This window comes from Streptomyces sp. S6 (assembly GCF_054880855.1).
Window position 1 is genome coordinate 1 of sequence record NZ_JBTYMC010000552.1, and the last position, 2,276, is coordinate 2,276.

Sequence of the window (2,276 nt, forward strand, 5' to 3'; positions counted from 1 at the left end):
GGGGGGGGGGGGGGGGGGGAGGTCGTACGGAACCTGCCGCACGGAGGGGCGTGCGGAGAGGCGTGCCACCGCTCCGTCGGCGGCCGATCACACCGAGTATGCGAGTGATGATAGTCCCAACGGTTTAGCTTTCAAGATTGACCGTCGGGTAACCTCTACGACCCCTTGTTCGCGAACTCCCTTGCCCCGTACGCCGGTTCAGTCCCCGATCCGGTCCAGCTGACGGAGCCGGTTCGTCGCGTCGAGCGCCGCGACCTTGTAGGACTCCGCCAGCGTCGGGTAGTTGAACACCGCGTCGACCAGGTAGTCGACCGTGCCCCCACAGCCCATCACCGACTGCCCTATGTGGATCAGCTCCGTCGCCCCGCTCCCGAAGCAGTGCACCCCGAGCAGCCTGCGGTCCACCGGCGACACCAGCAGCTTCAGCATGCCGTGCGCGTCCCCGATGATCTGACCCCGCGCCAGCTCCCGGTACCGGGCCACCCCCACCTCGAACGGCACGGACTCCTCGGTGAGCTGATCCTCGGTGCGGCCGACGAAACTGATCTCCGGGATGGTGTAGATGCCGATCGGCTGGAGGTCGTGCATCCGCCCCGCCGGCTCCCCGAACGCGTGGTACGCCGCCGCCCGGCCCTGCTCCATCGACGTCGCCGCGAGCGCCGGATAGCCGATGACGTCCCCGACCGCGTAGATGTGCGGGACCTGCGTGCGGTAGAACTCGTCCACCGCTATCCGGCCGCGCGGATCCGCCGCCAACCCCGCGTTCTCCAGCGTGAGTTCGGCCGTCAGGCCCTGCCGGCCCGCCGAGTACATCACCGCGTCCGACGGGATCTTCTTGCCGCTCTCCAGCACCGTCAGCGCGCTGTGCCGGTGCTGCTCCACCGCCGCGACCGTCTCCCCGAACCGGAACGTCACGGCCAGGTCCCGCAGGTGGTACTTGAGCGCCTCGACGATCTCCACGTCACACATGTCCAGCATCGCCGGACGCCGCTCCACCACGGTCACCTTGCTGCCGAGCGCCGCGAACATGCTGGCGTACTCCATGCCGATCACACCGGCGCCGACGATGACCATCGACCTCGGGACCCGCTCGATCGTCAGCACGTCGTCCGAGTCGAGGATCGTCCGCCCGTCGAACTCCACGGTCTCCGGGCGGGCCGGGCGCGTGCCGGTCGCGATCACGATGTGCTCCGCCGTCAACAGCCGCTCCTGGCCGGTGACTTCGCGCAGGGCCACGGTGTGCGGGTCGACGAAACGGCCCGTCCCTGCGAACAGGGGGACCTGGTTGCGGGCCAACTGGCTGCGGATGACGTCCACTTCGAGACTCACGACATGCTGGGTGCGGGCCGTGAGGTCGGCGACGGTGATGTTCTCCTTGAGCCGGTAGCTCTGCCCGTACAGATCCCGCTGGGTGAGCCCGGTGAGATACAGCACCGCCTCCCGCAGGGTCTTGGACGGGATCGTGCCGGTGTGCAGGGAGACACCGCCGACCATGTCACCACGGTCGACGACAGCGACGGAGCGGCCGAGTTTCGCCGCCGCGATGGCGGCTTTCTGGCCGCCGGGACCGGAACCGAGTACGAGCATGTCGAAATCGGGCACGGACGGAGTCTGACAGGGGGTCGGGCCGCGGGGAAGGGGACGCCGGGGTTACGGCAGCAGCTTGTCCAGGGCCGCCGGGCCCTCCGCCGCCAGTTTCTGTTCGGCCCACGCGAGGTTCTGGGGCGTGAGGTCGCGCCCGGAGGCGAGGACGAGATCCTCCGCCGTCACCTCCGTACCGGTACGGGTGTGGAGCAGGGCGTCAGGGGTGGCACGGTCCTCGGAGGGGTTCGTCATGGCCTGGGCTCCTCTGGTGCGGTCGTCGAATCCACTATCGCCACTCATCGAGCGGCCCGCATGTGCGCGTGCCCGGGACGGGGGCGCCGGGAAACCCGTTGGACGCCGTCTGCCCCGCCGTCGTATCGTCCTACCGCACGCCCGAGACGAACGGAAGGAGGCGAGTGCCATGCAGTCCATGACGACCCCGCGCTCCCTCCCCGCCGCCGTCGCGTGCCGCGTCTGACCTGCCCGGGAGCGCTTCACCCGAAGTACCGCCACCCGGAGGAATCCATGACCGACCTGGTCATCCGCGCGCTCGACGAGACCGACGCGCACCTGTTCCACACCCAAGGGCGCCGCCGACGCGGTCGAGGTTGCCGGTGAGGATGTTGAGGACGTCCACGAGCCAGCTGGCGAGCGTGCCGTACGGGACCGTGCAGCTGCCGATCCGCGCGTAC

General features: G+C 69.5%; 2 protein-coding genes. Both read right to left on the reverse strand.

Features of this window, described 5'->3' with window-relative positions; translation table 11 throughout:
• Nucleotides 1-198: 198 nt before the first annotated feature.
• Complete coding sequence (sthA, locus tag ACVNF4_RS35080; protein ID WP_461806896.1) at nt 199-1,602, reverse strand: Si-specific NAD(P)(+) transhydrogenase; 1,404 nt, start codon at nt 1,600-1,602, stop codon at nt 199-201.
• A gap of 48 nt (nt 1,603-1,650) precedes the next feature.
• A complete protein-coding gene (locus ACVNF4_RS35085) occupies nt 1,651-1,836 on the reverse strand; it encodes a hypothetical protein (RefSeq protein WP_461806897.1) in 186 nt (61 codons plus the stop codon).
• Between the last annotated feature and the right edge of the window lie 440 nt (nt 1,837-2,276).

Coding starts and splice junctions, on each gene's coding strand:
- ACVNF4_RS35085 (WP_461806897.1), bottom strand. CDS start 1,836: ATGACGAACCCCTCCGAGGACCGTGCCACCCCTGACGCCCTGCTCCAC.